This window comes from Kitasatospora sp. NPDC048239, assembly GCF_043202015.1.
Classification (GTDB): domain Bacteria; phylum Actinomycetota; class Actinomycetes; order Streptomycetales; family Streptomycetaceae; genus Kitasatospora.
Window position 1 is genome coordinate 502,525 of sequence record NZ_JBICZP010000005.1, and the last position, 21,223, is coordinate 523,747.

The 21,223-nt window shown below is 72.9% G+C and carries 18 protein-coding genes; 6 read left to right on the forward strand and 12 right to left on the reverse strand.

Going from position 1 to position 21,223, the window contains the following annotated elements; translation table 11 throughout:
• Window positions 1-35: 35 nt before the first annotated feature.
• The 3 genes from blsF to ACGFZP_RS16830 all read right to left on the reverse strand — a co-directional run bounded on the left by blsF (window position 36) and on the right by ACGFZP_RS16830 (window position 3,347).
• Entirely contained in the window at window positions 36-989 is a 954-nt protein-coding gene (gene blsF, locus ACGFZP_RS16820; RefSeq protein ID WP_392933092.1) for a CGA synthase-related protein, read from the reverse strand.
• Window positions 977-1,966 carry a cytosylglucuronate decarboxylase gene (gene blsE / locus ACGFZP_RS16825; protein WP_392933095.1) on the reverse strand — a complete coding sequence of 330 codons (990 nt, stop codon included), beginning with the start codon at window positions 1,964-1,966 and terminating at the stop codon, window positions 977-979. Before blsE ends, blsF begins: the two co-directional genes overlap by 13 nt.
• Before the next feature lie 73 nt (window positions 1,967-2,039).
• Window positions 2,040-3,347, reverse strand: coding sequence for a hydroxymethylcytosylglucuronate/cytosylglucuronate synthase (locus ACGFZP_RS16830; RefSeq protein WP_392933098.1), 1,308 nt, complete (start codon window positions 3,345-3,347; stop codon window positions 2,040-2,042).
• A 363-nt stretch (window positions 3,348-3,710) separates the two neighbouring features.
• Between ACGFZP_RS16830 and ACGFZP_RS16835 the strand changes: the two genes are divergently transcribed.
• Window positions 3,711-5,351: an ATP-binding cassette domain-containing protein gene (locus ACGFZP_RS16835; protein ID WP_392933100.1), complete on the forward strand. Its 1,641-nt coding sequence runs from the start codon at window positions 3,711-3,713 to the stop codon at window positions 5,349-5,351.
• A gap of 98 nt (window positions 5,352-5,449) precedes the next feature.
• Here ACGFZP_RS16835 and lanL read toward each other — a convergent pair whose 3' ends face one another.
• Window positions 5,450-8,137 carry a class IV lanthionine synthetase LanL gene (lanL, locus tag ACGFZP_RS16840; RefSeq protein WP_392933102.1) on the reverse strand — a complete coding sequence of 896 codons (2,688 nt, stop codon included), beginning with the start codon at window positions 8,135-8,137 and terminating at the stop codon, window positions 5,450-5,452.
• Between the two features lie 3 nt (window positions 8,138-8,140).
• Complete coding sequence (locus ACGFZP_RS16845) at window positions 8,141-8,308, reverse strand: SflA family class IV lanthipeptide (protein WP_392933105.1); 168 nt, start codon at window positions 8,306-8,308, stop codon at window positions 8,141-8,143.
• A gap of 521 nt (window positions 8,309-8,829) precedes the next feature.
• Between ACGFZP_RS16845 and ACGFZP_RS16850 the strand changes: the two genes are divergently transcribed.
• Window positions 8,830-11,910: a hypothetical protein gene (locus ACGFZP_RS16850; RefSeq protein ID WP_392933107.1), complete on the forward strand. Its 3,081-nt coding sequence runs from the start codon at window positions 8,830-8,832 to the stop codon at window positions 11,908-11,910.
• Window positions 11,911-12,058: 148 nt separating this feature from the next.
• On the opposite strand, the gene ACGFZP_RS16855 is transcribed toward ACGFZP_RS16850, so the two are convergent.
• Window positions 12,059-12,829 (reverse strand): YqjF family protein, encoded by a 771-nt coding sequence (locus ACGFZP_RS16855; RefSeq protein WP_392933109.1) that lies wholly within the window; start codon window positions 12,827-12,829, stop codon window positions 12,059-12,061.
• 278 nt (window positions 12,830-13,107) lie between these two features.
• On the opposite strand from ACGFZP_RS16855, the gene ACGFZP_RS16860 reads away from it, so the two are divergent.
• Entirely contained in the window at window positions 13,108-14,481 is a 1,374-nt protein-coding gene (locus ACGFZP_RS16860) for an FAD-dependent oxidoreductase (RefSeq protein WP_392933111.1), read from the forward strand.
• Between the two features lie 92 nt (window positions 14,482-14,573).
• On the opposite strand, the gene ACGFZP_RS16865 is transcribed toward ACGFZP_RS16860, so the two are convergent.
• Window positions 14,574-16,019 carry an MFS transporter gene (locus tag ACGFZP_RS16865; RefSeq protein WP_392933112.1) on the reverse strand — a complete coding sequence of 482 codons (1,446 nt, stop codon included), beginning with the start codon at window positions 16,017-16,019 and terminating at the stop codon, window positions 14,574-14,576.
• Window positions 16,020-16,225: 206 nt separating this feature from the next.
• Window positions 16,226-16,564, reverse strand: a complete 339-nt coding sequence (locus ACGFZP_RS16870) for a carboxymuconolactone decarboxylase family protein (RefSeq protein WP_392933114.1) — start codon at window positions 16,562-16,564, stop codon at window positions 16,226-16,228.
• A 255-nt stretch (window positions 16,565-16,819) separates the two neighbouring features.
• Between ACGFZP_RS16870 and ACGFZP_RS16875 the strand changes: the two genes are divergently transcribed.
• A complete protein-coding gene (locus tag ACGFZP_RS16875; RefSeq protein ID WP_392933117.1) occupies window positions 16,820-17,344 on the forward strand; it encodes a hypothetical protein in 525 nt (174 codons plus the stop codon).
• A 55-nt stretch (window positions 17,345-17,399) separates the two neighbouring features.
• On the opposite strand, the gene sigJ is transcribed toward ACGFZP_RS16875, so the two are convergent.
• A complete protein-coding gene (gene sigJ / locus ACGFZP_RS16880; RefSeq protein ID WP_392933119.1) occupies window positions 17,400-18,353 on the reverse strand; it encodes an RNA polymerase sigma factor SigJ in 954 nt (317 codons plus the stop codon).
• 167 nt (window positions 18,354-18,520) lie between these two features.
• On the opposite strand from sigJ, the gene ACGFZP_RS16885 reads away from it, so the two are divergent.
• Window positions 18,521-18,925 (forward strand): hypothetical protein, encoded by a 405-nt coding sequence (locus ACGFZP_RS16885; protein WP_392933122.1) that lies wholly within the window; start codon window positions 18,521-18,523, stop codon window positions 18,923-18,925.
• A 74-nt stretch (window positions 18,926-18,999) separates the two neighbouring features.
• On the opposite strand, the gene ACGFZP_RS16890 is transcribed toward ACGFZP_RS16885, so the two are convergent.
• The 3 genes from ACGFZP_RS16890 to ACGFZP_RS16900 form a co-directional block, all read right to left on the reverse strand.
• On the reverse strand, window positions 19,000-19,200 hold the full coding sequence (locus tag ACGFZP_RS16890; RefSeq protein ID WP_392933123.1) for a hypothetical protein: 201 nt from the start codon (window positions 19,198-19,200) through the stop codon (window positions 19,000-19,002).
• An 87-nt stretch (window positions 19,201-19,287) separates the two neighbouring features.
• A complete protein-coding gene (locus ACGFZP_RS16895) occupies window positions 19,288-19,659 on the reverse strand; it encodes a gamma-glutamylcyclotransferase family protein (protein ID WP_392933126.1) in 372 nt (123 codons plus the stop codon).
• A 107-nt stretch (window positions 19,660-19,766) separates the two neighbouring features.
• Entirely contained in the window at window positions 19,767-20,195 is a 429-nt protein-coding gene (locus tag ACGFZP_RS16900; protein ID WP_392933129.1) for a MarR family winged helix-turn-helix transcriptional regulator, read from the reverse strand.
• A 129-nt stretch (window positions 20,196-20,324) separates the two neighbouring features.
• Here ACGFZP_RS16900 and ACGFZP_RS16905 point away from each other — a divergent pair, with 129 nt between their 5' ends.
• Window positions 20,325-21,215 (forward strand): MBL fold metallo-hydrolase, encoded by an 891-nt coding sequence (locus tag ACGFZP_RS16905; protein ID WP_392933131.1) that lies wholly within the window; start codon window positions 20,325-20,327, stop codon window positions 21,213-21,215.
• The last annotated feature ends 8 nt before the right edge of the window (window positions 21,216-21,223 follow it).

Sequence of the window (21,223 nt, forward strand, 5' to 3'; positions counted from 1 at the left end):
TCGGGGCAGAGCCGGTAGCGCGGCGTCCGCAGGGATCACAGCGGGGCGAGTGCGAGTTGGCGCAGCGTGCGGGCGACCCGCTGCGCGCCCCGCAGGTCGTCCAGGGCCGGATCGAGGAGGTGCCACGGTCCGGCGGCCGCGGCGGCTGCGGAGAGGGCCCACAGGCCCGGGTCGTCGGGATCGTCGGCCGAGGGCAGCGGCAGGACCGCGGAGACCTGTCCGGCCAAGTCCCGTTGGGTGGCCCCGAGTGGTGGCAGTAGGGCCAGCGGCGCGCGCCGCGCCTGGGCGAGGGCGAGCGCCCCGAGCACCGGCGAGGCCAGGAACACGGCCGCCTCGGCATGGATCGCGTCCGTGTCGACGTCGGCGGCCCGGTGCACCCGGACGCCCGGCTGCTCCAGGAGAGCGCCCAGCGCGGACCGCAGGAGCGCGAGCCCGGTGTCGGCGACCACCGTGCAGCTCCCGGTGCGGTGCAGCGCGGCACCGACCAACTCCCGCAGCGCGCCGGTGGCGAAGGCCTCCGTCTCCGGGTCGGGTACGGACCACAGGGACAGCAGCAGGAGGGTGCCCGAACGGGACCTGCTCCTGCCGGTGCGCTGCGGTGCGAGGACCCCGGTGGGCCGTGTGCCGCGCGGGAGGGGAGCGGACTGCGGCAGCCACCCGGGCCGGTGGATCCGCCCGAGTGCACGCCCCGGTGGCGCCTCGGCGTCGGCCGGGCCCGGATGGCCCGAGTCCAGGTGCACCACCGGCACGCCCAGGTCAAGCAGCCGCTCGGTGGCCGGCCCGTCGTCACAGACCAGCGCTGCGACCGGTGGCGGGTCGAGGTCGGACCGGCCGGTCGGACGGAGGCCGCCGAGGTGGGCGCCGACCCGGCGCAGCGCGAGCACCGAGTCCAACTGGTCCTCGCGGGCGCTCAGCAGCACTCGCGGGCGGTGCGCGGCACGGCCGTCCGGTGCGGCCGACGACTCCTGGGCGGAGGTCAGTAGTGCCATGGTCCCACCGCCCCGAGCCTGGCCACGTCGTCGCTGTATCCGGCGGCGGTGGTGGAGCACCCGCTGCACACCTCGGGGCCGCGCTCGCGGAAGTGGTCGGCATGGGCCCGGAAGACCGGGGTGTCCAGTCGGATCACCCCCTGCTCCCGCAGTGGTGCACCACCGGGCCCGTCGTCGCCCTCCCGGTGCGGGATGCAGCTGCATGCGAACATCCGCCCGTACTTGCCGTCGACGTAGATGACGTCGTCGGCGACGTGGCACAGCGGTTCGGCGGCGCGCGGCGTGATGGACCGGGTGAAGTACCGCTCCTGCTCCTGCGGGGTGTCGCCGTAGAAGCGCTTGCCCATCGGGACCAGCAGGTCGGCCGGGTCGGCCTCGTAGACCGGATCGCAGACACTGCGGACGTGATCGGCGTCGGGATAGGTGATGGTGCGGTCGAGCTTGAGCGCGGACAGCTCCCACTGCCGGACCCCCGCTTCGGTCAGGACCTGCTGCAGCCGTGGCATCTCGATGTAGTTGTGCGGTCCGACCACGGTGTTGACCCTGGGCAGGACGCCGAGCGCGGCGGCGTCGCGCAGGCCCTGCAGCCCGCTGTCGAACATGCCGGGGGAGCGCCGGTAGACGTCGTGGGTGGCACCCGAGGAGCCGTCCAGGCTGACGATCACCTGGGCCAGGCCGGCCGCGGCCAGCGGGGCGGCCATCCTGGGCAGCAGTGAGCCGTTGGTGATCAGGGACATCCTCATCCCGCCGGCCGTCCCCGAACGCACCAGCTCCACCACGTCCGGGTGCATCAGCGGCTCGCCGCCGGTGAACCGGATGTACCTCACACCGGCGTCCCTGGCCTTGGGCACCAGGTCGTCGAAGTCCTCCCGGGAGAAGCGGAACGTGTCACGGGAGAGGGCGAACTCGCACATGAAGCAGTCGGCGTTGCAGGCTTCCAGGATCCTGATGAAGAGGTAGCGCTCACGTGTGGACACGGGTGGACGACCTTCCAGACGACTCGCCGGACGGGTAGGACGGGGTAGTACGGGTAGGACGCGGGCGGGCGGGTCAGGACAGCGGATCCGTGGGGCCGAGGACCTCAAGCAGGGCATCGGCCACCTGGGCCGCGCCGTCGGTGCCGACCGCGGTGGTCAGCGCGCCCCAGTCGTCGACCCGGGTGGACCGGCGCAGGGCCTCCAGGACGTCGTTGCGCAGGGCGTGGCCGACGGCCTGGCGGTCAAGCCCCTGGGCCGCCGCCCCGATCGCGCCGTAGATCAGCTCCAAGGCGCGGTCCTCGCCCTCGGCGCGAAGCGCCAGCGCCTCGTCCTCGGCGAACACGGCCTTGGGCCAGGGCACCCGCAGCCGGGCGCCGAGCGCCTGACTGTGGAAGCGGCCGTTGAAGATCTGGCTGAGGTTCTGCGGGGGCAGGCAGACGGTGGGGACCGCCAGCCCGCCAGCCTCCAGCAGGGTGGTCAGACCGGGCGAGGTGAGCAGGACGTCGCAGTCGGCCAACTGCTCCAGGAACGCGCGGTGCCCGAGTGGGCCGGTGGTCGTCCTGGGCGGTGCGATCGACGCGTCGATGAGCCGACCCGCGAGGTCGCCGGGCAGGTTGCCGGCGATGTGCACCTCCTCGACCCCGTAGGCGGAGAGGGCCTCCAGAGCGGCCGGGACGACCAGGCGCGGGTAGTGCGACGGATCGCCGAGCCTCGGCGCCTGCAGACCGCCCAGGCTGACCAGCGCCCTGCGGTAGGGGCGCCTGGCGCTCCGCCCGACGCCACGCTCCGACCCCGAGGACCCCGACCCCGACGACCCCGACCCCGAGGACTTCGGCCCCGACGACCCCGAAGCGCGGGGCCGGGCGATGACCGCCTCGACCCAGCGCAACCCCTGGGCGTCGGCCAGGACGTCCAGGCACTCGGGTGGCAGCTCGACGCTCCGCTGAGCGCAGTACACCGTCGCATCCAGCGGCAGCGCCGCCCGGTCGCCCTCGGACCAGAGGAAGGGCAGGCTGTCGACGAACACCGTGGGCACGCCGGCGGCCAGCAACGCCGTCGCTGCCGCGCCGTCCAGGACGACCACGGCGGCCTGCACCCCCTGCGACCGAACGAGCTCCCGGACCGCGGGGGCCAGCAGGCCGGGATCGTCCGGCAGGTCGTACCAGTCGTCCACGGTGTGCTCTGCGAGCAGCGGGCGGCCCAGCCCCGACGCCAGCCCGACGAACCGCAGGCGAGGCGCGGACCGCTCCCGCAACGCGGAGAGCACCGCGCTGAGCTTCCCCGAGCTGCCCCAGCCGAATTCCGCCCCGACGAGGGCGACGGTGACGAGGCCTGACCGCGGGACGAAGTCCGCGGAGTGCGTGGTGACATCGGACGGCATCGGTTGTCTCTCGCATTCCGTGGTGGGGTGGCAGGCTCGGGATCAACGGGGGATCAAGGGGAGTACCGCGCACACATCCGTGAACGCGCACACATCCGTGAAACGCAGGCGCAGAACTGCACTCCGGTGAGAGCTTCCAGCCCCGCCCCGAAGCTTCCTTCGGGTGCAACCGTTCCGTATGCGTTGGAATCGGTGCAAGGGATTTTGACGTGCATTCAGCCCAGCGAGTGAATAGCTCGATCACGCGACTAACTATGATCTGATGAAAGTGAATTGATGGTTGGTCACCCGAGTGGAGCGCCATGGGATGGGCCGCCGAAATCGAATCGCCCACCGAGCGCTCGGCGGCTACGATTCGCTTCCATGGGCTACCTCGAAGCCACCGGCCTCGGTCACGTTCTCGCCGACGGTCGCGAGCTTTTCCACGACGTCTCCTTCCGGGTGCCGGGAGGCGAAACGGTCGCGCTCATCGGCGACAACGGCGCGGGCAAGACGACTCTGCTGCGCACCCTCGCCGGTGAGATCCCGACCCAGCAGGGATCGTTCCGCTCCCAGGGCGCCTTCGCCGTCATGCCGCAGTTCATCGGCAGCCTGCGCGACGACCGCACCGTCCGGGACCTCCTGCTCACCGTCGCCCCGCCGCCGCTGCGGGCCGCCGCCGCGGCCCTCGACGCGGCCGAGCTCGCCATGATGGAGGCCGACGACGAGCCCACCCAACTCCGCTACGCCCAGGCACTGGTGGACTGGGGCGAGGTCGGCGGGTACGACTACGAGGTGCTCTGGGACACCGTGACGGTCGCCGCGCTCGGCGTCCCGTTCCAGGCCGCGCAGTACCGGGAGGTGGCGACGCTGTCCGGCGGCGAGCAGAAGCGGCTCGTCCTGGAGGCCCTGCTCCGGGGCCCGGCCGAACTGCTGCTGCTGGACGAACCGGACAACTACCTGGACGTCCCGGGAAAGCGCTGGCTGGAGGAGCAGCTCGCGCAGACCCGGCAGGGCGTGCTGCTGATCACCCACGACCGCGAGGTGCTGAGCCGCACGGCCGGCCAGGTCGTGACGCTGGAAGGCGGCACGGCCTGGACCCACGGCGGTGGATTCGCCACCTGGGGCGAAGCCCGTGAGGCCCGCTGGCAGCGCGCGGCGGAGCTGCGGCAGCGCTGGAGCGAGAAGCACGAGCAGCTCAAGGAGCTGGTCAGGACGCTGCGCCAACAGTCCTCCATCAGTGACGAGATGGCCTCGCGGTACCACGCGGCCCAGACCAGGCTGGCGAAGTTCGAGGCGGTCGGGCCGCCGCCCGCGCCGCCGCGCCGACAGCGGGTCGCGCCGGACCTGCGCGGCGGTCGGACGGGCGTCCGGGCGATCACCTGCCGCGAGCTGGAGCTCACCGGGCTGATGCGGCCGTTCGACCTGGAGGTGTTCTTCGGCGACCGGGTCTGCGTGCTCGGCTCGAACGGATCCGGTAAGAGCCACTTCCTGCGCCTGTTGGACGAAGCCGGCGGGGACGCGGCCGTGACCGTGGCGCACACCGGTGAGTGCAGGCTGGGCGCTCGCGTCCGGCCCGGGCTGTTCGCCCAGACGCACCGCCACCCGGAGTGGGCCGGCCGGACCCCGGCCGACATCCTCGGCGGCGGCGAGGGCGACCGGGAGGGGCTGGACCTGGAGCGCGCCATGTCGGCCCTGAGTCGCTACGGACTGGCCGGCGCCGGGCGCCAGAACTTCGAGACCCTGTCGGGCGGGCAGCAGGCGCGCTTCCAGATCCTGCTGCTGGAGCTCGCCGGGGCGACCCTGCTGCTGCTGGACGAACCGACCGACAACCTCGACCTCATCTCGGCCGAGGCCCTGGAACAGGCCCTGGCCGCCTTCACCGGAACGGTGGTGGCGGTCACCCACGACCGGTGGTTCGCCCGGGTGTTCAGCCGGTTCCTGGTCTTCCGGGCGGACGGCCGGGTGGTGGAGGCGGACGAGCCGGTGTGGGACGAGGGCCGGGTCAGCCGGGTCCGCAGCTGAGCCGGGCGCCCGCGTCCGCCGCCGGGCGGGTCGGCTGATGCGCCCGCGTCCGCCGCCGGGCGGGTCGGCTGATGCGCCCGCGTCCGCCGCCGGGCGGGTCAGCCGAGGAGGCCGAGCCGCTCCCCGCCCCGGTCGTGCAGTCGCCGGAGGAAGGCGAGCACCCCGGCGGAGCCGCCGGCCCAGGTGGCGCTCGGCCTGGTCAGGCCAGCGTCCGGGAAGACCGGGCGCGACGAGGTGCCGCCGCTGCGGCTCAGGATGATCGCGGCGATGGTCTCGGCGGCGCCCCAGAACTCCTCGGATCCGGAGGCCTTGGCGACGTCCACCATCAGGTCGCCGACCCCGGACAGCCCGCAGCACTGGTTGACCAGGGGCATCCGCGGTGCCAGCACGGCGCAGGTGCGTGCGGTCTGCTGGGCGAGGAGGAGGTACCCGGGTTCGCCGAGGCGGTCGGCGGCCCGGACGAGCACTGCCCCGATTCCGGCCAGGCCCCGGCACCACGAGCCGTAGCGGCGGGTCGCCCCCGGGCCGGTCGCCGCCGCGATGATGCCCGGAGTGATGGCGGCGAGGTGCGCGGCCGCCTGCCCGGCCCGGAGGACGGCGGCGGGATCCCCGGTCGCGTCGGCGTACTCCAGCAGGAAGTACGCGACACCCGCCTCGCCGTGCGCCAGGCCTTGGCCCAGGGCGGCGCTGCCGGTCGTGTCGGCTCCCGCGGGCGTCAGCCGGGCCCGTCCGGACGCCAGCATCCGCGCGCACTCGGCGGCGACGGCGAGGTGCCGGTCGGCGAGGAGTCGGTCGGCAAGGTGTCGGTCGGCGAGGAGCTGGTCGGCGAGGGGGACGTTGCCGCCCGCGGAGGCGCGGCGGGCGAGCAGCAGTCGGCCGATGCCGATTCCGGCGACGCCCTCGATCAGGTCCGCCTCCGGCAGGCCGCCGTCCGGTCCCCGGGTCGGCAGGGCCGGGTGGCCTTCCGCCCCTCCCGCGCCCGCGGCCTCTCCCGCGCCCGCCGCGTCCGCATTCACGCTCACGTCGCCGGCGTCCGGGACCACCGCCGCCTCGGCGAGGAAGAGGTCGACGCCGGTACGCCCCGCGTAGAAGCCGGGTGAGAGGCTCCTGGACTGGCCGGCCGTCCACTGCGCCAGGGCGTCGACGGCCTCGCGCACCTCGGGCCGGTGCAGATGGCGAAGGAGTTCCAGGCCGAGCCCCGAGCTGCCGCCGTAGACGTCGACCGGCGTCGGGATGGTCTCGCGTGCGGAGAGCACCGGGTCCGCGATCCTGCGGGCCTCGTCGACGCAGAACGCGGTGGTGTGCTCGATGATCTCCGCGAGCAGGCCGTCGTCGAAGCGGGGCCGACCGGGCCCCCGCGATACCCGCGATACCCGCGATACCCGTGATGACCTGGACACCGCAGACGGTTCGGGCCCTTCGGGCGAGCCGGTGCGCAGCCGGTCGGCGCCGGCGGTCCGCACGGCCGGATCGAGGCTCAACAGCTCGGTGATCGTCGCCCGGATCAGCCGGTGGTCGTCGCCGGGCAGGGCCCATGCCAGGCCGGCGAGGGTGCGGTCCCGGTTGACGGCGGCGTCGGCGTCGACGACCACGGGATCCATGCCGGTGGCGGCGAAGCAGAGGGTCGCGCCCAGGGAGTAGTAGTCGTCGGCGGGCTCGGCCGGTCCGGCCGTGCGTCGCACCGGGCCGCTGTAGCCGGGGGTCGAGCCGTCCGGACCGGCGCCGTCCAGCGCGCTGATCCCGAAGTCGATCACATGGCAGCGGCCCGTGGCGTCGAGCACCACGTTGTCGGGCTTGAGATCGCGCACGACCACGCCCCAGAGGTGGATGCCGTCCAGGATGCGCAGGAGCCGGGCGGCCAGATCGGCGAGGGCGCGCGACGACCGGGCCTCGCCGTCCTGGTACGGGCCGTTCTCCTGGACGTCCCGCCGCAGGTTCCGGTCACCGCAGTCGGTCATCACCAGGTACTCGTCCGAGCGGTGCCGGAAGTAGTCGAGCGCGCGGGGCACCCCTGCGACGGTGTCGAGCGCGGCCAGGACCGTCCGCTCGTTGCGCAGCCGGTCGCGGGTGTCCGCACCGGACTCCTCCTCGGCCACGAAGGCCCGCGCCTGCTTGACGACCACCGCCAGCCCGGTGTCCGTGTCGACCGCGCGGTAGAGGTTGCCCTGCGGTTTGCGCGCGATGCCGCCGGTGATCCGGTAGCGTTCGCCGCCGAATCCGGTGGAGGAGCGCGGCCGGGCGCGCTGCCCGGGCCGGTTCTCGAAGGGGTCCTCGGCCCAGGGCGGGCACCGGTACGCGCCGCCGGCCAGGCCGTCGAAGACCCGGCCGTCCGGGCCGGTCATCACCGACTCGAGCCGTCCGCTCCGGCCGGTCCGGTAGTCGCCCGTGAACGGCCCGTATCGGTAGTAGACGGGGGAGTTCGGATCGACCCGTCGATCGCTGACGATCTGCGGGCCCTCCCGGCCGCGCAGTACGGCGACGAGTTCGTCGGCGATCCGGACGGCGGTGCCGGGTGCCGGGTAGACCGTGATGGCCTTCCCGACGGCGCCCGCACTCGACGCGCCGGAGTTGATCGCGCGCAGGGTCTCCGGACTCCTGGCCCACTTCGCGTGGCAGACGTGGCGCGAGAGCACCGGCAGGACGAGGCCGGTCACGGTGCCGAGGTCGCCGGGCCGGGCCGAGACGTGCAGCTTCCAACCGTGTTCCACCGCCGGCATCCGCGGATCGTTCAGGTACGACCACGTGTCATCGGACCACCCGCTGAGGCCGGCGATGGAATCGGTCACCGCTTAGGAGTTGAAGTCGCAGGCGAAACGGGTGGTGGCGGTCACCCACGGGTCGGCGAGACACGCCGTGGCGTCATGGTCGTTGCGGTCGTCGTCCTCGAACACGATGGCCTCGTCGTCGACCACCAGCGGACCCGCGTCGCGGATCTCTTCGATCATGAGTACGGGCATGTGACGCCTCCAGGTCTTGTTGTGCGTCCGGCGACGGCGCGGGTTGCGGCCGCCGCTGACCGCCAGGCCCGATGGGGCCCGGAGTCCTGACCCCCGAAGGTAGGGAGGAATGATCGACCTGACAAGGGGTCAGAACGCGCGAGTTTTCACAACCCGGACACATCTGTGGAGGGCCCGGGTCGGCGGCGGGCGCGTCTCCCGCTGATCGTTTCGGTGGGAGATCCGGAGTTTCCGAAGGCCGCTGCTGCCGGCGCCCCGGGGAGCGGGCGGACGGCCGCCCGAGGAGGGCGCCGCGGGAGGGCCGCTGGTTCGGGCACTGATTCTGGCCAAGTTCGGCAAAGTGTGCCGTAGCTGTGATCGTTCTGTGTAGCTTCGAGCGACCCGGAAGGCGCCAGTGAGTCCCGTCCGGTCGATCTTGCCCTGCAAGATCGACCGGGCAGGGCCTCGCCCCTGGTCGGGCGCTCCACGTCCTGGCGGCCGTACCGGAGTCTCCCTCGCCCTCTTCGCAGACGGGAATCGTGATGACCACCCCGAGCACCGGAACATCTGCCACCACGCCGGCGACCACCCCGGCGAGTACGTCGCCCAAGATCGAGGTGGACAGGTCGGCACTCGACGGCCCGACGCCGAAGGACCTCCTTCCGACCACCGGCAACTACCCGACGGAGATCGTCCGGTACCGCTCGGTGGTGCTCACCGACATCCCCGGAGCGAAGCCCTCGCGGAAGCTGACCGGCGCCATCGACCTCGGTGAGGAGCACCTGCCGTTCTACGACCGCCCGGCCGAGGGCATGATCGTCACGACCGAGCAGAGCTGGTCGGCCCAGGGCGTCACGCTCGGCCGGCTGCTGCACAGCCTCGCGCTCGCGCCCGGCGAGAGCACCAAGGTCGCGGTCGTCGACTGGCAGCGCACCACCAAGGCCACCGGCACCGAGACCACTGCCGAGTCCGACACGCTGTCCGGCACCACCGACCAGAGCCGCTCGATCAGCGAGGTCGCGAACGCGATCGCCCGCGAGGAGCAGTCCGGCAACTCCCAGATGTCCCAGTCGAGCAGGTCGTCCAGCTCCGGCGGCAGCATCGGTGTCGCGATCTTCGGCATGGGCGGCGGCGGCAACTGGGGCGAGTCGTCGAACTCGGGATTCGCGACCGCCGTGTCGCGCTCCACCGGCGTGAAGTCCGTCGCGGCCGAGGCGACCCAGCGGATCAGCGCGCGGACCCAGCAGCTGGCGACCGCGGCCCGCAGCCGGAACATGACGGTCGTGCGCGAGACGTCGCAGGCCGAGAAGGACCAGGTCCTCACCCGGGTCGTCACCAACTACAACCACATGCACGCGATGTCGGTGCAGTACTACGAGGTCGTCCAGGTCTACAACGTGACGACCAGGCCGACCAAGCTGGAACGCTGCCTGTTCATCCCGCTGCAGGAGCTCACCTTCACCTACTCCAGCCTGCAGCGGTACAAGGAGGTGCTCGCGTCGGTGGCGCCCGCCGAGTGGGCGGCGAGGATTCGGGCGGCCAACCCGTTCGACACCACCGTACGCAAGCTCGACCAGTGCACGGCGCCGGAGTCGCCGACGACCCAGGAGTTCGACGGGGTGGACCTGTCGGACATCGCCGGCGGGCCCATGGGCGTGTACGGGGTGCGCAGGTACGACAGCAGCCCGGTCCGGTTCGATCCGGTGGCCCGGCAGTGGAACCCGCTGCCGACCACCGGGCTGGACGGCGGCCTGAACCGCATCATGCCGGGCAAGGGCACGGTCTGGGGGCTCAGGGCCGACAAGACGGTCGTGCAGTTCGACGGGACGGCCTGGCGAAGTGACTCGCAGGGCTTCAAGGGGCTGAGCCTCGCCTGCGGCACGGACGGCACGCTCTACGTCGTCGGCGGGGACAGCACGCTCTGGCAGCGCCCCCAGAACGGCCCGTGGCAGCCCCTGAACGTCGAGGCCGACGACGTCGCCGTCGTCGGCAAGGACAAGGTCTGGTACTGCCGACAGGGGCGGACCTACGTGCGCACTGCCACCGGCTGGCAGGACCTGAGTCCGCAAGCCTTGACCGTGCAGCGCCTGTCCACCAATGCGGACGGCATGCTCTGGGCCTTCACCTCCGACGGCAGGAGCGTCACGCTGATGCCCGGCGGAACGACCTGGAACACTCCCAGCGACAGCGCTCCCACGCCGAACGCCGTAGTGAGGATCGCCTCGTCCGTCAGCGGGGAGTACTGGGTACTCCGCAACAGCGGGGCGATGCTCCGGATCCTCAACTCCGTGCGGGAGGCGCCGGTGGCCTTCGACGTCCCGCCGAAGGCCGACTCCCCCTACGCGTCCAAGATCGACGTCTGGTACGACGACGCCGGAATCCGCAGCATCCAGGTGGTCTTCCCGGGCCAGACCTTCCGCTGTGGCGACACCGGCGGCTCCGGCGTGCAGCAGCGCGCCACCTACACGTTCGGCGGCGCCGACAAGCTGATCTCCGTTGACGCCTGGTCCGGCACGGCCGCCCGCGGCAGCCTCGCCGGGCTGCGCCTGACGATGACCTCGGGCGTGGCGAACTTCGGGATCGCCGCGACCACCACCTCCGCGCCCGACCTGACCGAGGACGCCGGCGGCGCCTCGGCCGTCTGTGGGCTGTTCGGTTCGACGGTGAAGTCCGGCAGCCGCACCTACGTCGCGTCGCTCGGTTTCTACGTGCGCGGCGGGAACGTCTCGCAGGTGGTACTGGACCACCTGAACGACAACCGCCGCCACTACAGCCAGGCCGTCTGGGCCAACGCCGACGAGCTGACGCTCAGCCGCATCCTCGCCAACTACTCGTACACGCCGGCGGGCTCGAGCGCCGCGCCGGTCCTGCTCGGCACCCTGCTGGACCCGAGGCCGATCGCCGCCACCGGCAACTACCTGGGCTTCCGGTGGAACTTCAGCAACGAACAGGAACGCGACGACTGGACCAAGGCCCGCAAGGCCGGCGACAACACGTTCGGGGCGCCGGTGACCAACACGATCGCCATCGCCACCAAGGGCGTCTTCGCCGAGGCCGTCCTCGGCCGGGCCAACTCGGCCGAGAAGATCGACCTCACCCGGTTCTGGAACTGGAAGGACTCGCCCATCCAGATCACGCCGGCCGACATCGCGCCGGTGTCCACCGCATCGCGCGCGCAGAACCTCGACACCACGGTGGCCGCCCTGGGTGCCACCCAGGCGAGGTTCACGCCGTTGGCGGCCATGCCCGACCCGACCGCCCTGCAAGCGGTGCAGGCCATGACCACCGCGAACCTGTTCCGCGACATGAGCGGCATCACCAACATGAGCCAGGTGCTCACCAAGGGCATCGAAGCCGCCGCCGCCAACGACAAGGACGCCGGCGACCGCGCCCAGGCGGCCCTGAAGACCGCCACCGAACACCTGCAGAAGATGACCCAGATCGCGGTCGACGCCGCCGGCAAGGCGGCGCCGCTCGTCACCGGCGGCGCCGGCAACCTGAGCGCCCTCGGCAACCTGAGCGCCCTCGGCGGCCTGCTGAACCAGGGCGGCAAGTCCGGTTCGGACACCAAGTCCGGTTCGGACACGAAGGCCGGTTCGGACACCAAGCCCGATGAGTCGTAACGGCGGGCGCGCAGCAAGCGCCTGACCACCGCACGTCGGCGGGTCCGGGCCGCCACCCGGGCCCGCCGACCTCCACCTGGGCCTGCTCCAACCCGCCTGCGGCACCATCCGCCTGCGCCGACCCGGAACCTCGTTCCGAAACGATCGATCAGGGCGTCGGGATGCCGGCCGGGCGCAGCGGCCCGCCGAACCGGACCGGCACACCCGGCGAGTACAGCACGCTGACCGGCGCCCTGACGGGCTTCGGCAACCCGGCGGCGACCACCAGGCTCTCGTCGCACTCGGTCAGCTCGGCGCGGTGCAGCGGCCAGCGCGGATGGGTGTTCGGAAGGTACATCTGCCGGCCGAAGAACTCGCTGTGCATCCCCCAGCGGGCGGTCAGGAAGTGCTCCAGCCCGGTCGGCTCCTGTATCTGCTCGCCGATCCGTACGGAGATCCGGCTGTGCGCGCCGCGCGGCCCGGGCCAGCGCCGGGCGCTGGTGTAGGTGACGGTGTCGTCCTGTCGGTCGATGCTCATCCGCGCCCAGACGTACGGCAGCCGGAACCCCAGGCGGGCCGTCGCCACCGGCACGAGGCGGGACGCCTCGAGCGAGCGGAACACCACGCCGCGCCGACCGTGCTCGTCCACCGAGTAGAGCCGCACGTTGGTCTCCGGGAACGTCCCGAGATACGGCACCCCCGGCAGCCGGAACCACCCCACCCGGTGCATCCGGAACGCCACCAGCCCCACGTACGTCACGCCGTCGAGGGTGTCCGGGCGGGTGCCGGGCGGGAGCAGCGGCGCCACGTCCGCCGGGTCCGCCGCCCAGTGCAGGAAGGTGAGATCGAGCCACGACTGGGTGAGCAGCGAACCGCGCACGGACCGTGCCGGATCGGCCGTGACGGGTTCTGGAGCGGTTACGGGGGCAAGCAGGGACATCCGTCGAGCATAAGAGCTCGCGCCGGCGATCGGGAGCGAGCGACCCGTCGATTGCTGTTCCCACAGGTCGGAGGGGTGTCGCCGGCCCCGTGCGGTTGGTCGCGGTCGCCGGCGCCGGCCTCCCCTCGGGCGGCTGGCCGGATCTAGCCGGGCGGCTCCGATGGGCTGCGCCGTCACGCCCGGTGACCGGATCCGGGTCGCGGCGGACCACCCCGGCGGCCGGTCCAAGATCGCCAAACAGTAGGCTCCGTCCGCAACACGACGCGAAGGGGAGCTCTGTGGCGCGGGTTGCAGTGATCGGTGGAGGAATCAGCGGGCTGGCGACGGCGCTCATGCTCGGTCGGCGGGGCCACCCGGTCACCCTGTTCGAACAGGACACGCGGCAGGCCGGAGAGGACCTGGACCAGGACTTCTTCGACTGGCGCAGGCCCAAGGTCCCGCAGGCCGTCCAGCCCCACTCGTTCCTCGCACCGGTCCGCAGCGTGCTGCTCACCGAGGCCCCCGATGTCCACGCGGACCTGCTGGCGCGCGGAGCCACCGAGTACCACGACTTCGACTGGTTCGGCGAGCATCCGCCGCACCGGGCCGGCGACGAGGAGCTGGTGACCCTGCGCACCCGCCGCATCGTGCTGGAGGCCGCCCTGACGGCGGCCGTGCGGCGGGAACGCACCGTCGACGTGCGGCGCGGCTGCCGGGTACGCGGCCTCACCTTCGGGGAGGGCCGCCCGGCCCGGGTCACCGGCGTGCAGGCGGGTGCGGACCTGCACCGGGCGGACCTCGTCGTCGATGCGTCCGGTCGTCGCTCGCCCGTTCCCGCCTGGCTGGTCGAGGCCGGCTGCCGCCCGCCCGTGGTCGAGAGCCACCGTGCCGGGATCGCCTATCTGTGCCGCTGGTACCGGCTGCGGGCCGACGGCCCGGGTGGCCCCGGGCGGGTGCAGAACGGCTCGGCCGCACCGTTCGCGCTGGCCGGCGTCTTCCCCTCCGACAACGGCATCTTCGCGGTGAACCTGGTGGTCTCCACCGCTGATCCGACCCGCGGGGCGCTCACCGACCCCGCCGTGTTCGAGGCTGTCGCCCGCCGCTTCCCCGCCGCCGCGGCCTGGCTGGACCTGGCCCCCGAACCGCAGTCGGCCGTCCTGGCGATGGCCGGCCTGGACAACCGCTGGACCTCCCTCGCCGACGGTGACGGTCCGGTCGTCACCGGCCTGGTCAACGCCGGGGACAGCCTCATCCACACCAACCCCACCCTGGGCCACGGCGTGGCCCTCGGCATGCGCGCCGCACAGCACCTCGCCACCCACGTCGACCGGATCGCCGAGGACCCGACCGGCTACCACGCCTGGACGGCGCAGGACCTCCGCCCGTTGTTCGACGCGCAGGTCGCGGCCGACCGCGCCAACGAGCGGAACCTCGCCGAGAGCGCACCCCCCTCGGATCGGCGGGCCGCCGCCCGGGCCGCCTGTGCCTTCGACGACCCCGTCGTCATGAGGGCCCGGGCCCAGGTGCGCCATCTCGTGCTACCGGCCGACGAGGCGTACGGCAGCGACGAGGTCGAGGGGCACGTCACCGCCTGGCTGGCCGCCCGCCCGGACTACTCGCCCCGGCCCGACGGCCCGACCCGCGACCAGTGGGACGCGCTCGTCGCGGGCTGAGCGCCCGCCTGCCGGCGCGCCGGACGTCCGCGGAGGGCCCGAGAGGTGTTTGCAAAGTCCCGACACGACTTTGCAAACACCTCTCCGGGGTCCTAGCCACCCGGCGTCGGCCCGGGTCCGCCCTCCCGTCCGGAGGAGGCGGGCGCGGACGAGGGGGCCGGGGCCGGGGTGTGCGGCAGGAGGGTGGCGGCGGCGAGGCCGACGAGTCCGACGGCTGCCAGGGTGACCATCGCGGCGGCGTAGGCGTGGCTGGTGAGGCCGGCGACCAGGATGGTGCCGGCGATGGCGGTGCCGAGGGAGGAGCCGAGGTTCGAGACGCTGCGGGACAGGCCCGAGATCTCACCCTGCCGCTCCTCGGTGAAGCTCGACTGGACGATGTTGACGGAGGGCGTGAGCATCACGCCGAGGCCGAGGCCGATCAGGAGCAGCCCGGGGGCGAAGGCCCAGGCGCCGGGGGAGCCGTGCACCACGAGGATCAGGACGACGATGCCGGTGATCGTGCCGATGAACCCGGTCAGGATGAGGGTGCGCTGGGCGTGCCGCCTGGCGAGGCGTTCGGCGGCCAGGGAGGACACCAGGATCCCGAGGGTGGCCGCGGTGAAGATCACGCCGGTCTGGATCGCGTCGTAGCCGCGGACGACCTGTAGGTAGGACGCGACGGTGAAGGACACGCCCATCAGGAGCAGCCACTGGGTGTTCTGGGTGACGAGCCCGAGGTTGGAGGTGCGGCTGCGGAACAGGCTGGTGGAGAGCAGCGGCTCCTTGCCCGCCCGCTCCCTGGCGCGGACCCACCGGAAGAACCCGGCCAGGAAGAGCGCACCGAGGACGAGCAGGGCGAGCATCAGCCAGCCGTTGTCGTCGGCGGCCAGGATGCCGGTGACGACGAGGACGAGTCCGACGGCGGACAGGACGGTGCCGACGGTGTCGAAGGGGCGGGTCGGATCCGGCGGGAGAGGGTCCTCGATCCGGCGGATGAGGACGATGATCACGACGATCACCAGGGCCTGGAACACGAACGCCGCCCGCCAGCTGAGCGCGGACGTGATGAGCCCGCCGATCAGCGGACCGGCCGCCGCGCCGACGCCCCCGAGCGCCATGATCGTCCCGAACGCGCGGGCCCGCGAGGCCGTCTCCGTGAAGAGCAGCGTGGTGAGGATGTAGACGGGCGGGATGAGCAGGGCCGTCCCGACGCCTTCGAGGATCGAGTTGCCCAGGATGAGGACGCCCAGGCCCGGAGCGGCGGCGCTCAGCAGCGCGCCGAGGCCGTACACCAGGAGGCCGGCGAGCAGGCACCGCTTGCGGCCGTAGCGGTCGGTCAGCTTGCCGCCGGGGATCATCAGGGCGGCCATCACCAGCAGGAAGATCGTGATCGCGACCTGCACGCCCTGCACGGTGGTGCCGAGGTCCTCGCTGATGTCGTTGATCATCACGTTCATGTTGGAGCCGGCGAAGCTGCAGATGAACTGGGCGAGGGCGAGCGGGGCGAGGATCCGCCGTGCGGCGGCGGGTGATCCTGGGGCCGCGGTGACGTCGCTCATCGGTTCCACCGCCTTCTGCCCGGCCGGGCTGATTCCCGGTCCTGCTGCTGCCACGTCGGGCTGTTGCCCCGTCGGGCCGCAGTCCGGCCGGGCGGATTCTGTCGGGCGGATTCGGTTGCCGCAGGCCCGGTCCGCGGTGCCGTCGGCCCCGGGTGGATCGGCCGGTGCTGCTCCGGGCGCCGCAGACCGCGGCCGGGCGGCCGGGATCAGCTCGCGGCGTCGATCTCCGCCTCGATCTCCGCGTCGGCGACGGCGATCGCGATACCGAGGGCCGCGGCGATGTTGCCGGCGGCCGTCATGACGCGGGCGGTGCCAACGATGGGGGCGATCGCCACCAGGACGTCCTGGAGCTGGGCGGCGGTCAGACCCGATCGCAGCGCGGGATCGACGTGGGCCAGGTACGAGATCGGGGGCGCGTCGCAGGCCGCGAGCGCGGCGATCCGGGTGAGGATGAGCGTGTCCGGGGGCAGGCCGCACCGCTCGATCGAGTCGACGGTCATCGCGGCGAGGGTGTCCAGGACGGGGGTTTCCGATGTGGTGGACATGGTGGAGGGCCTCCTGGTGCTTCGGCACCGGCGCCGGGGAGCCGCTGGAGGAGCAGGCGGAGGGACACCGGTGCGCTTTCCCTGTCCACGGTAGGAGCAATCGGGGGCGGACGCGCGAGCGAGCCCCGGGCGCGAGCCGCCCGGGCGGGCCCGGTGGCGGTTCGGCGGCCATCCGGTGCCATCCGGCGGACCGGTCCGCCGGCGGCCGGGCCCGCCTCACCGGAAAACCCCGCCCGCGCCGCTTATCTTCGGCGGATGAACAGTCCAGCCGTCCCGCCCCGGGGAGGGGACCGCGGCGCACCGCCCGCGGCGGAGCGCACGGACTACGCGGGCGCGGTCTACGGCTCGCTGCTCGCCGCCTCGGTGGTGGCGACGGCGGGCGCCGTCGGCGACTATCCGCGCCTCCAGCTCGCCGTCCTGCTGATCGTCACCGGCCTGGTGTTCTGGGGCGCCCATGTGTACGCGCGGCTCGCCGGTGAGCGGCTGGTCGGCCAACCGATCAGCCGGCGGGTGGTCCGGGCCGTCGCGCGGCACGAGTGGTCCATCGCGGAGGCGGCGCTGCTGCCCACGGCGGCGGTCCTGATCAGCCCGGTCCTGGGGCTGGGCCTGTCCGGGACGGCGTGGCTGGCGCTGAGCGTCGCCGTGGCCCAGCAGGTCGCCTGGGCGGTCGGGGGAGCGGTCCGGGCCGGCGCGACCCGCGGCCAGGCGGCGGTCGAGGGGCTGGCCAACCTACTCCTCGGCCTGGTCATCGTGGCCGCCAAGGCGGCGCTCGGGCACTGACAGGCCCGGCTCCCTCCCCGGGCCGGCCGGGCCCGAGGCGCCGCCCCGGTGCGGGTCAGTCCTGTCCGCACTCGGTCCACGGTCGGAGTTTCTCCGGGTTGCGGACCGCCCAGATGCGGGTGATGCGGCCGTCGGCGAGGCTGAACGCCGCCACGGTCACGGTGACGCCGGCGTGCTGGGCGACCAGGCCGGGCCGGCCGTTGACCGTCCGCTCCAGAAGCGTCAGCCCGGGGGCCTTTCCGGCGATGTGGATCAGGTACTGGGCGATGCGCTCACTGCCCTCGACCGGGCGGAGGACGGCGCCGACCAGCCCGCCGCCGTCGGCGGTCATCGTGGCATCGGGGTCGAGGAGGTCGACGAGGGCCTTCACGTCCCCGGCCTCCCACGCCTGCTTGAAGTGCCGTACCAGAGCGGCCTGTCCGGCCGGCGGGGCCGACAGGGCCTGCGCGTCGCGGACCCGCCGACGGGCGGAGGAGGCCAGCTGCCGGCACGCCGCCGGAGTGCGGCCGACGATCTCGGCGACCTCGGCGAAGGGGTACCGGAAGACGTCGTGCAGGACGAACGCCACCCGCTCGGCAGGCGTCATCGACTCCAGCACGACGAGGAACGCCATGCTCACCGACTCGTCCAGGGTGACCCGGTCGGCGGGGTCGACCGGCACCGTCCGGCCGCCGCCCACCAGGCCGCTGGACCACTCCCTGCGGTCGGGCAGCGGCTCGGGTATCCACGCGCCGACGTAGCGCTCGCGGCGGACCCGCGCCGAGCCGAGCAGGTCCAGGCAGATGCGGCCGGCCACCGTCGTCAGCCAGGCACCGGGCGACTCGACGGCCGCCTGCTGCTGTCGCGACATCGCGTACCAGCGGGTGTAGGTCTCCTGTACGGCGTCCTCGGCCTCGGCCAGCGAACCGAGCAGCCGGTAGGCCAGATTGACCAGTTGCCGCCGCTCTCCGACGATCGCGCTCAGATCCGGTTCGGACCGGTCGTGGCCTGCCACGGACGGGGTGTTCATGGTGCGACCGCTCCTGGTTGCTCTTGTCCGCTTCCGCTCTCGACCAGCCGACGAGACACCCCGGCGGACTCTGGGTCGGCGCTTCGCCTCACATTTCGAGGGCCTGCGTCGTCGGACTACCGAGACACTATCGATCACTGCCGCGAGGCAGAAGAGGGGACCGCGCCATGGCCACACAGACGACGGCGATTCCGAGCAGGCCCACGTTCCTGCAGGTGGCGGTAGCCCTGCAGACCCTGGCCATCTTCTTCCAGGCGACCACCGCCGGGCTGCTGCTGTCCTCCTCCTACGGAGAGGTGCTGCACAGCGTGGGAGCGCGCGTGATGTACGCCGCGTCGATGGTGTACCTGCTCGCCGCGGTCCTGGCGTGGCGGCCGGGCGGCGGGTCGCCCCGCTCCATCCTGTACGCGTCCGGCTTCCTCGTACTCGCCTCGATCCAGGTCGTGCTCGGCGTCACCCACCGGCCGGCGCTCCACGTCCCGCTGGGCGTTCTGATGTTCGGTCTGAGTGTGCTGGCACTGGGCCGGCTGCTGTCCGCCCGCGTGCAGGAGCGCTCCGGCGCACGGAGGTAGCCTCCAGGCGAAGGAAGCGGGGCGGGCACCCGCGGGTGCCCGCCCGGTGGGCCTGGCCGAGGCGACGGGTCCGATCAGCCGACGGCCATGCCCAGGCCGTAGACCGTCACCGTGTAGGGGCCGATGTCCTGGGCCTCGCCTCCGAGCAGCAGGTCGCCGGGGGTGGCCACGCCGTGCGCGCGGGCCGTCGCCACGAGCATCTCGGCCGGACCGCGGCCGGACGACTCGCCGGGGCCGCCCACGTCGCGGCGCCACGGCATGTCCTGCGTCGGCATGTGCTCTACCGGCTTGACCGCGGTGTCCCGGCTGTCTCAGGGGCCGGGCCGGGAGCCTTGTCCTGAGGGTGAGGGCGGCCCGATCGGTCAGGAGGTCGTGCTCTCCTGCGGGTTCGCGGCGAGGTAGGCCCACGCCTTGGCGCCCGTCCGCAGGACGACCGCGGTTCGGGCGTAGTCGTCGACCTCGTAGTCGTCCGCGGCGGCGAGCTCGGCGTCGGTGATGGCGAAGACGCTGCCCTCCACCGCGTCGCCGTCCTGGGTGGAGGCGACGACCAGGGGGTGGCGGTCGGTGCCGCTGGCCGCGATCACCTCGGGGTCGGTGATCGTGACATGGGTGAGGCGGAAGCCGGGGAGCGCGTCGGGACGCCCCTCCAGAAGCCGGCCGAACCGGGCGAGCTGGACCTCGGGAAGCTGCAGCGTCCCGTAGGAGAACAGCTGGTGGACCGCCTGCTCGGCCATCGTGAAAACCCCTCTGCAGAACCCCGGTTGTGCGTGTTGATCCCCAACCTAGCGAACGCGGTGCGCGCGTGATGTTCGGGGGTGCCCGGGCGGAGGGCCCCGCCGGCTCACGGAGAGGTGACGGCCTGCTCCAGCAGGCCGCGAAGGACGCGCTGCTCCTCCGGGGTGAGGCCGGACAGCGGGGAGCCCAGGGCGAGGAGTTCGAGGAGGCGCTCGCGCAGGGCGGCCCCCTCGGGGGTGAGGACGAGGTGCTTGGCGCGGCGGTCGGTCGGGTGCGGGTGGCGCTCGACCAGTCGCTGCTTCTCCAGCCGGTCGACGACGAAGGTGGTGTTGGAGGGCTCGCAGCTCATGCGCTCGGAGAGCTCCCGCATGGTCATCGGCCCGCTCATCTCCCGCAGCGCGGTCGCCTGGGGTGCGGTGAGGCCCAGGGAGGCGGCGCGTTCCCGGACGTGCTCGGCGATCCGCTGGGCGAGCCCGTTCACCAGGCCGCACAGCTGTCGCTCGGCGATGACCTGCGGCTCGGGGGGCGTCGTCATGCCATCACCCTAACAAATCCGTCAAGGCGAAATAATTGCAGCTTGAATGATTCGAGCTTGATGCTTATGGTTGGCGTCGTCGCCGAGGAACCCGGCGACGACCGGACGACGACTCACAGGAGAGAACCCATGGCTGACTTGACGGCTGCTCAGGACGGACGACTGCGCCGCCCGGCGGGAATCCGCTCGATACGGCTGGGTGACACGAAGGTGTCGTACGTCCCGGACGGCGACGTCCGGCTCCGGCCGCTGCAGCTGCTCCAGGACACCACCGACGAGGTCTGGGCTACCCACCCGGAGTACCTGGACGCCACGGGCCACCTCGTGGGGAGCGTCGGCGGTCTGCTGGTGGAGCACGGCGGCCGCGCGCTGCTGATCGACGCGGGCTTCGGCCCGCAGAGGCTAGCGGCCGAGGAGGGCCCCCTCGGGGTGATCCACGGCGGTGCGCTGCTGCGGAGCCTGGCCGAACTCGGCCGCCGCCCCGAGGACATCGAGGCCGTGGCCTTCACCCACCTGCACTCCGACCACCTCGGCTGGGCCTGCGATCCCGCCCCCGGGAGCGACCGGCCCGCGTTCGCCCACGCCGACTACCTGGTCTCCGAGCCGGAGTGGGACCGCCGCGACATCCTGCTGGAGCAGGGCATGACCGCGCAGGTCGAGGCCCTCGCACCGCGGGTGCGCACGGTCACGGACGGGCAGGAGGTCTTCCCCGGTGTGCACGTGCGGATCACCCCCGGCCACACCGTCGGGCACGCCGAGTACGTCGTCTCCGGGGGCGGACGGCGGCTGATCGCCTTCGGGGACGCCGTGCACTCGCCGATCCAGATCGACCACCCCGAGTGGTCCTCGGCCTTCGACCACGACCTGGTCCGGACCGCCGAGCACCGCCGCCGCCTCGTCGCCGAGCTGGCGGAGCCCGGCACGATCGGGTTCGGCGTCCACTTCGCCGACGTGGTGTTCGGACAGGTCCGGCCGGACGGCGACGGCGACGGCCCGGCCTGGCAGCCGCTGGACGCCTGACCCGTCGG

What these genes read in the sequence shown, in the direction of transcription:
- ACGFZP_RS16855 (WP_392933109.1), bottom strand. Translation starts at nt 12,829, where the DNA reads ATGTCCCTGCTTGCCCCCGTAACCGCTCCAGAACCCGTCACGGCCGAT.
- ACGFZP_RS16835 (WP_392933100.1), top strand. Translation starts at nt 3,711, where the DNA reads ATGGGCTACCTCGAAGCCACCGGCCTCGGTCACGTTCTCGCCGACGGT.
- ACGFZP_RS16895 (WP_392933126.1), bottom strand. Translation starts at nt 19,659, where the DNA reads ATGGCCGAGCAGGCGGTCCACCAGCTGTTCTCCTACGGGACGCTGCAG.
- ACGFZP_RS16900 (WP_392933129.1), bottom strand. Translation starts at nt 20,195, where the DNA reads ATGACGACGCCCCCCGAGCCGCAGGTCATCGCCGAGCGACAGCTGTGC.
- sigJ (WP_392933119.1), bottom strand. Translation starts at nt 18,353, where the DNA reads ATGAACACCCCGTCCGTGGCAGGCCACGACCGGTCCGAACCGGATCTG.
- ACGFZP_RS16850 (WP_392933107.1), top strand. Translation starts at nt 8,830, where the DNA reads ATGACCACCCCGAGCACCGGAACATCTGCCACCACGCCGGCGACCACC.
- ACGFZP_RS16905 (WP_392933131.1), top strand. Translation starts at nt 20,325, where the DNA reads ATGGCTGACTTGACGGCTGCTCAGGACGGACGACTGCGCCGCCCGGCG.
- ACGFZP_RS16830 (WP_392933098.1), bottom strand. Translation starts at nt 3,347, where the DNA reads ATGCCGTCCGATGTCACCACGCACTCCGCGGACTTCGTCCCGCGGTCA.
- ACGFZP_RS16875 (WP_392933117.1), top strand. Translation starts at nt 16,820, where the DNA reads ATGAACAGTCCAGCCGTCCCGCCCCGGGGAGGGGACCGCGGCGCACCG.
- ACGFZP_RS16845 (WP_392933105.1), bottom strand. Translation starts at nt 8,308, where the DNA reads ATGCCCGTACTCATGATCGAAGAGATCCGCGACGCGGGTCCGCTGGTG.
- blsF (WP_392933092.1), bottom strand. Translation starts at nt 989, where the DNA reads ATGGCACTACTGACCTCCGCCCAGGAGTCGTCGGCCGCACCGGACGGC.
- ACGFZP_RS16865 (WP_392933112.1), bottom strand. Translation starts at nt 16,019, where the DNA reads ATGAGCGACGTCACCGCGGCCCCAGGATCACCCGCCGCCGCACGGCGG.
- ACGFZP_RS16890 (WP_392933123.1), bottom strand. Translation starts at nt 19,200, where the DNA reads ATGCCGACGCAGGACATGCCGTGGCGCCGCGACGTGGGCGGCCCCGGC.
- ACGFZP_RS16885 (WP_392933122.1), top strand. Translation starts at nt 18,521, where the DNA reads ATGGCCACACAGACGACGGCGATTCCGAGCAGGCCCACGTTCCTGCAG.
- ACGFZP_RS16870 (WP_392933114.1), bottom strand. Translation starts at nt 16,564, where the DNA reads ATGTCCACCACATCGGAAACCCCCGTCCTGGACACCCTCGCCGCGATG.